Annotated in this window: 5 protein-coding genes and 1 pseudogene; all 6 read left to right on the top strand. The window is 74.0% G+C overall.

Annotated features, from left to right (window positions below):
- Positions 1 to 738: pseudogene (locus tag AB0K43_RS27640) on the top strand (glycogen debranching protein); the annotation flags it as partial.
- A 97-nt stretch (positions 739 to 835) separates the two neighbouring features.
- Positions 836 to 1,579, top strand: coding sequence for an NUDIX domain-containing protein (locus AB0K43_RS27635; protein ID WP_363644391.1), 744 nt, complete (start codon positions 836 to 838; stop codon positions 1,577 to 1,579).
- Positions 1,580 to 1,780: 201 nt separating this feature from the next.
- On the top strand, positions 1,781 to 3,007 hold the full coding sequence (locus AB0K43_RS27630; protein WP_363644389.1) for an ABC transporter ATP-binding protein: 1,227 nt from the start codon (positions 1,781 to 1,783) through the stop codon (positions 3,005 to 3,007).
- Entirely contained in the window at positions 3,004 to 3,849 is an 846-nt protein-coding gene (locus AB0K43_RS27625) for a hypothetical protein (protein ID WP_363644387.1), read from the top strand. The genes AB0K43_RS27630 and AB0K43_RS27625 overlap by 4 nt, the downstream gene beginning before the upstream one ends.
- Before the next feature lie 178 nt (positions 3,850 to 4,027).
- A complete protein-coding gene (locus tag AB0K43_RS27620) occupies positions 4,028 to 4,903 on the top strand; it encodes a FadR/GntR family transcriptional regulator (protein ID WP_363644385.1) in 876 nt (291 codons plus the stop codon).
- Between the two features lie 423 nt (positions 4,904 to 5,326).
- Positions 5,327 to 6,946 carry an RNA polymerase sigma factor gene (locus AB0K43_RS27615; protein WP_363644383.1) on the top strand — a complete coding sequence of 540 codons (1,620 nt, stop codon included), beginning with the start codon at positions 5,327 to 5,329 and terminating at the stop codon, positions 6,944 to 6,946.
- Positions 6,947 to 6,970 lie beyond the last annotated feature (24 nt).

Genomic DNA, 6,970 nt, shown 5'->3' with positions numbered 1-6,970 from the left:
GGGCGGGCCTGGGCCGCCCGGCTGCGGGAGCGCTTCCGGGAGCGGTTCTGGATCGACGACCTGTCAGGCGGCCGGCCGGCCGCCGCGCTGCTCCCCGGCGCCCGGGTGGTGCCCGCCGTCGCGGCCTCGTTCGTGCATCTGCTCGATCGCGGCCTGGGCGGCGAGGGTGAGCTCCACGAAGGCCTGCTCGACCGCGAGCAGACCCGCATCCTGGCCCAGCGCCTGGTCGCACCCGAGCTGGACGCGGGCTGGGGCCTGCGCACCCTGAGCGCGAAGTCGCCGCGGTTCAACCCGCTCGGCCACCGCAGCGGCGCCGTCCGGGTCCACGAGACGGTGCTCGCCGTCTCCGGGCTGGCCGAGGCCGGCTTCGAGCGGGAGGCCGGCGTCCTGCTGGAGGGCCTGCTGGACGCCGCCCGACACTTCGAGGGCCGGCTCCCCGAGATGTACGCGGGGGAGCAGCGGGTGGCGCACTGCCCGCCGGCGCCGCACCCGGCTGCCTGCCGTCCGGCGGCGGTCTCGGCGGCGGCCGCCGTCCACCTCGTCCTCTCGCTCGCGGGTGTCCGTCCCGACGTCCCGTCCGGCCGGGTGGCGGTCCGACCCGCCAGCACCGCGCCGCTGGGGGAGCTTCAGCTGACCGGACTGCGGGTGGCGGGCGAGCCGTTCTCGGTGCGGGTGAGCCGGATCGGCGTGGCCGTGGTGGAGGAGGCCTCGGCCCGGCTCCAGCTCGGCGCGGGCTGACCGGTATCAGGGGCAGGCGATCGGGGTCTGGCCGGACCTGACACCGGCCGGGACGGGCTCTGTGCTTATCGTCAAAGAGACGACTATCATCGACGCCATGTCGCGTTATGACCCGTCGGCCTTCCCCCCGTTCGCAGTCACGGTCGACCTGGTGGTGCTGACGGTTCGCGAGCACGCGCTCTGCGCGCTGCTGGTGAAGCGGGGTGAGGCACCCTTCCAGGGCTACTGGGCACTGCCGGGCGGCTTCGTCCGCCCCGACGAGGGGCTGGCCGAGGCGGCCTCCCGAGAGCTGGCCGAGGAGACCGGGCTGCGGGCCTCCTCCGCCCCCGGCCAGGCCTCGGCGGGCGCGCACCTGGAGCAGCTCGCCACCTACGGTCACCCGCAGCGCGACCCGCGGATGCGCGTGGTCAGCGTCGCCCACCTGGTGCTGGCCCCCGACCTGCCGACCCCGCGCCCCGGTGGCGACGCCAGCGGCGCACGCTGGGCGCCGGTCGGCGAACTGCTCGGCCAGACCCCGGCCGACGGCGTCCCGCTGGCCTTCGACCACGGCCAGATCCTGGCGGACGGCGTCGAACGGGCCCGCTCGAAGATCGAGTACTCCTCGCTGGCCACCGCGTTCTGCCCGCCGGAGTTCACCGTGGGGGAGCTGCGTCGGGTCTACGAGGCGGTCTGGGGGGTCACGCTCGACCCGCGGAACTTCCACCGCAAGGTGACCGGCACCCCGGGCTTCCTGCTGCCCTCCGGCGGCACCACGACCCGTCAGGGCGGGCGCCCGGCGCAGCTGTTCACCGCCGGTGGCGCCACCGTGCTCAACCCGCCGATGCTGCGCCCCGAGGGCTGAGCGCGCCCGGAGGGCAGCTGCCTCCCTCCGGGCTGACGGCCGGTCCCCTGATCGAGTGAGCTGGACGGCCACGCCGCCCGGGAACCGCCCGTAATGCCCGAATTCGGCCCGATCGCGCCCTAGTGTGCTGGCGCAGGCACCGGCGGGCTCGCCCCCATGCCTCGCAGACCCGGTCGGACGAGGACATGGGAGCCCGCAGCGATGATCCAGATCACCGGACTGACCAAGGCCTACCGGCGCCGGCGCCCGCCGGCGCTGCTCGACCTCACCTTCGACGCGCGACCCGGGGCGGTCACGGCCCTGCTCGGCGCCGAGGGTGCGGGCAAGACCACCGCCGTGCGCCTGATGGTGGAGCTGGAACGGGGCCAGGGCGTCACCCTGTTCGGCGGCCGCACCTACCGTGAGCTGCGCCGACCCGAGCGCGAGGTGGGCGTCCTGCTCGCCGCCGGCGCCGCGGGCCACCCGGGGCAGCAGGCCCTCACCCACCTGCGGATGCTGGCCGCGGCGGTCGGGGTGCCCGCCCGCCGCGCGGACGAACTGCTGGAGCAGACCAGGCTGGCCACCGTCGCCGACCACCGGCTGCGGTCCTTCTCGCCCGGGATGAACCGGCGGCTCGCGCTGGCCGGCGCGCTGCTCGGGAGTCCGGCCACCCTGCTGCTGGACGCCCCCACCGAGGGCCTCTCCCCGCGCACCGCGGAGTGGTTCCACTCCTTCCTCCGCTCCTTCGCGGTGGCCGGCGGGACGGTGCTGGTCACCACCAGGGTGCCGGAGGAGGCCGCGGCCCTGGCCGACCGGGTGATCACGCTGGACCAGGGGCGGCTGACGGCCGACCAGCCGGTGACGGAGTTCCGCCGCGCCAGGCTCCGGAGCGAGGTCGCCGTGCGGGGCCCGCAGATGGCCCGGCTGGCGGACCTGCTGGTCGCCCAAGGTGTCGAGGTCCGCCCGGACGGCACCGCCGGCATCGCGGTGAGCGGCATCGCCCGGACCGAGATCGGCGAACTCGCCTACCGGCACGGCATCCTGCTGCACGAGCTGGCCGACCGGGTGGTCGATCAGCCGGTCCCGCACCCGACCCTGCCGGCTGCCTCCGGTCGCTCGGGCCAGGTCCAGCTCCAGGTCCAGCCGCAGGCGCAGGGCCCGGAACAACCGCGCGGCCGGCGCCACGCGCGCCCGTCCGCGACCGAGACCGCCGCGCTCGGCGAGCACCTGGCGGTGGAGCGGCCGCCCGGTGAGCATCCGCACCCGCCGACCCCGGAACAGCGCGGCCCCGTCCCGGAGTCGGCGCACGCCGACCTGGTCCCGGCGGCGCCCGCCCGGCCCGAGTCGCGCGAGAGCGTCGACCACCTTGACCGGACGGACCGGTTCGACCGCTCCGACCACCCCGCCTCCGCCCGCCCGGCCCTCGGGCCCGACCACCTGAGCGAGTGACCGTGCGCGTACTGGCCTACGAGGTGCGCCGTCTGCGCAGCCTCCGCTCCACCTGGTTGATCGTGGCGACCGTGCTGTGCTGCGACGTGGCGACGGCAGCCGTGCTCACCCGGCAGCTGCCGGCCGGGCAGCTCTCCGCCGCCGACGCCGTCCACGCCCTCACCGCGCTGCTCCCGGTGCTGCCGCTGCCCATCGCGGCCCTGGGCGCCGGCGTGCTGGGCGCGCTGTCGTACCGGCACGAGATGCGCCACCCCGGCCTGCCGGCCGCCCGGGTCACCGTCGGGCGGCGGTTCGCGCTGCTGGCGGCGAAGCTCGCCGTGCTGACCCCGGTCGCGCTGGCGCTGGCGCTGGTGACCCTGACCACCGATGCGCTGGTGGTCCGGCTGGCGCTACCGCCGGGGGTGACCCTGGGCGGGTACACCGACCCGGCGCTGCTGCGGCCCGAGCTGGTCGGCGAGGCGGCCTGGGCCGGTCCGCTGCTCGCGCTGGCGGCCTTCCTGGTCCTGGTCGTGATCAGCGGATGGGCCGGTCTGCTGATCACCTCGGTGGTGCGCAGCGCGCTGGCCGGACTGCTCATGCTGGCCGCCCTGCCCCTGCTGCTGGCGCCCGTCTCGGCGCTGGCGCTGCGCCGGGCCGGAGTCCGCCGGCCCGGCTGGCTCGCGGAGCTGATGCCGTTCCGGTACGGCCCCGGGCAGCTCGCGCCGGACTGGATGGGGTGGCCGCGCCCGGCGGCCGCGCTGCCGGTGGCGGGTGCGGCCGAGCTGCTGGTGGCCCTGGCCGTGCCCGGAGTCGCGTTGCTGCTGCTGTGCCTGCTGATGCAGCTGCGCCGTCGTGCGTTCTGACCGGTCCGGGTATCCTCGCCCGCGGTGACCGAACGTCAGTGAGCCTGTTCACGCTCAAGTCCGGAATGACAGGTTCTGCCTGATAAGAAGTCAATTATCCGGTCACGGTCGATCACCCTTTCGTGTGCTTTTCACGAGAATCCTCAAGGCGAGCCCCCCGATCGCCGACAAAGGACGTGTGAGTACCCTTGCGCACCCCACCATGACCGCAGCCCGCCCGGCCGACGCGATCGGCCCCGGCGAGCTGGACCGCTTCCCCTATGCCGACCGGCCCACCCCGCCCGCCCCGCGCTGGGAGGGCTCCGAGTCCGACCTGTCCCGGGTCGGCCGCAAGACCACCAGCAGCCGCGGCCGCGGCCTGCACGGCCAGCTGGTCCAGCAGCTCGGCCAGATGATCGTCTCCGGCGACCTCGGGGCCGACCGCCCGCTGGTGCCCGAGGAGATCGGCCAGCGGTTCGAGGTCTCCCGCACCGTCGTCCGCGAGTCGCTGCGGGTGCTGGAGGCCAAGGGTCTGGTCAGCGCCCGCCCGAACGTCGGCACCCGGGTCCGCCCGGTCGGCGACTGGAACCTGCTGGACCCGGACATCATCGAGTGGCGCGCCTTCGGCCCGCAGCGCGACGAGCAGCGCCGCGAGCTGTTCGAGCTGCGCTGGGCGATCGAGCCGCTGGCCGCCCGGCTGGCCGCCGGCCACGGCCGGGAGGACGTCCAGCACCGGCTGGTCGAGCTGACGGAGATCATGAGCCACGCCGGCGCCCAGGGCGACGTGGTCAACTACGCCCGGGCCGACGCCGAGCTGCACGGCCTGATCCTGCAGATGGCCGGCAACCGCATGCTGGAGCACCTGTCCGGCATCGTCGGCTGCGCCCTCCAGGTCTCCGGCGGCCCGACCACCACCTGCGAGCGCCCCGGCGACCCCTCGCTGAGCCTGCACGTCCGGCTGGTGGACGCGCTCGGCACCGGTGACGGCACCGCGGCGGAGGCGGCGATCCGGGCTCTGCTGACCGTGCACCCGGCGGAGGTCGAGCCCTCCGTCCCGGCACCCCGCGAGCACTGACCGGGCGGTGAGCCCGGCCGGAGGTGGCGCCAGGCCCTTCAGCCGCCCGGACGGGGCGGCCGGAGGGCCGTCGTCGCACCCGGGCCGCGCAGGGTACCTCGCCGGACACCCCGAACGGCGCTGCGGACGCCCCCCGAACAGCCGCTGGTGATCCGCCGCGCCGCGATGTGACGGGCGCCACGAAGGCCATGCGTAACACTTGAGGGGCGGCAGCGATGTGTACGGAGCGGAAGCAGCTCCGGAACAACACGGGCATGTCAGAATGCTGTGTTGGTCTGCGGCGCTGCTGCCGTCCTACAGACCCAGTCCACGTCCCCACCCCCGAGTCGACCGGAACCGTTACCGCGCGCTGGCGTGCGGCGGCGCATCCGGGTCGGCCCGGGCAGCCGGGCCGGGGTTCGAGTCCACTCATCGTCCGAGAGGTTGTTCGTGTCGGCCAGCACATCCCGTTCGCTCCCCCCCGAGATTGCCGAGTCCGCGGCTCTGCTCGCGCTCATCGAGCGGGGCAAGGCCCAGGGGCAGATCGCCGGTGACGACGTGCGCCATGCGTTCGAGGCGGACCAGATCCCGGTCACCAAGTGGAAGAACGTCATGCGCAGCCTCAACCAGGTTCTGATTGAGGAGGGGGTGGATCTGATGGTCAGCGCCGCCGAGCCGGCGGGCGCCAAGCGCAAGAGCGTTGCGGCCAAGAGCACCACCAAGCGCACCGCGACCAAGGCGGTCACCACCCGCACGCCGTCCGCCCCCACCAAGCCGCCGGTGCGGATCGCCCCCTCGGCGACCCCGTCCGCCGCGGCCGTCGCCGCTGCGGTGGCCGCCGAGGTCACCGTCGTCGAGACGGTCACCGAGATCGGTGCCACCGTGAAGAAGGCCGTCGCCGCCCCGGCCAAGAAGGCCGTGGCGAAGAAGGCCGCCGCGCCCGCCAAGAAGACCGCCGCCAAGAAGACCACCACCGCCAAGGCCGCAGGCAAGGGCAGTGGCGACGAGGCCTCGGGCGACGAGGAGCTGCTGGTCGAGGACACCGCCCTGCCGGCCGACAAGGCCGAGGCGGAGCCCGAGGAGGAGTCGGAGGGCTTCGTCCTCTCCGACGACGACGAGGACGACGCGCCGGCCCAGCAGGTCGCCGTCGCGGGTGCCACCGCCGACCCCGTCAAGGACTACCTCAAGCAGATCGGCAAGGTCCCGCTGCTCAACGCCGAGCAGGAGGTCGAGCTCGCCAAGCGGATCGAGGCCGGCCTCTTCGCGGAGGACAAGCTCAGCGCCGCCGACAAGCTCGCGCCGAAGCTCAAGCGCGAGCTGGAGATCATCGCCGAGGACGGCCGCCGGGCCAAGAACCACCTGCTGGAGGCCAACCTCCGCCTGGTGGTCTCGCTGGCCAAGCGCTACACCGGCCGCGGCATGCTCTTCCTGGACCTGATCCAGGAGGGCAACCTCGGTCTGATCCGTGCGGTCGAGAAGTTCGACTACACCAAGGGCTACAAGTTCTCCACCTACGCGACCTGGTGGATCCGGCAGGCGATCACCCGCGCCATGGCGGACCAGGCCCGCACCATCCGCATCCCGGTGCACATGGTCGAGGTCATCAACAAGCTCGCCCGCGTGCAGCGCCAGATGCTCCAGGACCTGGGCCGCGAGCCCACCCCGGAGGAGCTGGCCAAGGAACTCGACATGACCCCCGAGAAGGTCATCGAGGTCCAGAAGTACGGCCGCGAGCCGATCTCGCTGCACACCCCGCTCGGCGAGGACGGCGACAGCGAGTTCGGTGACCTGATCGAGGACTCCGAGGCGGTCGTCCCGGCCGACGCGGTCTCCTTCACCCTGCTCCAGGAGCAGCTGCACTCGGTGCTCGACACGCTCAGCGAGCGCGAGGCCGGCGTGGTCTCGATGCGCTTCGGTCTGACCGACGGCCAGCCGAAGACGCTCGACGAGATCGGCAAGGTGTACGGGGTCACCCGTGAGCGCATCCGCCAGATCGAGTCGAAGACCATGTCCAAGCTGCGCCACCCGTCGCGCTCCCAGGTGCTGCGCGACTACCTGGACTGAGATTCCGGCCGGCCGCTCGCTCGG

Origin of the sequence: Kitasatospora sp. NPDC049258 (genome assembly GCF_040678895.1) — a bacterium.
In the GTDB taxonomy this organism is placed as follows: Bacteria; Actinomycetota; Actinomycetes; order Streptomycetales; family Streptomycetaceae; genus Kitasatospora.
This window is presented reverse-complemented; position numbering and strand designations above follow the sequence as displayed.

Bases quoted from the DNA above. Each gene is read 5' to 3' on its own strand.
- AB0K43_RS27635 (WP_363644391.1), top strand. From the start codon at position 836: ATGTCGCGTTATGACCCGTCGGCCTTCCCCCCGTTCGCAGTCACGGTC.
- AB0K43_RS27630 (WP_363644389.1), top strand. From the start codon at position 1,781: ATGATCCAGATCACCGGACTGACCAAGGCCTACCGGCGCCGGCGCCCG.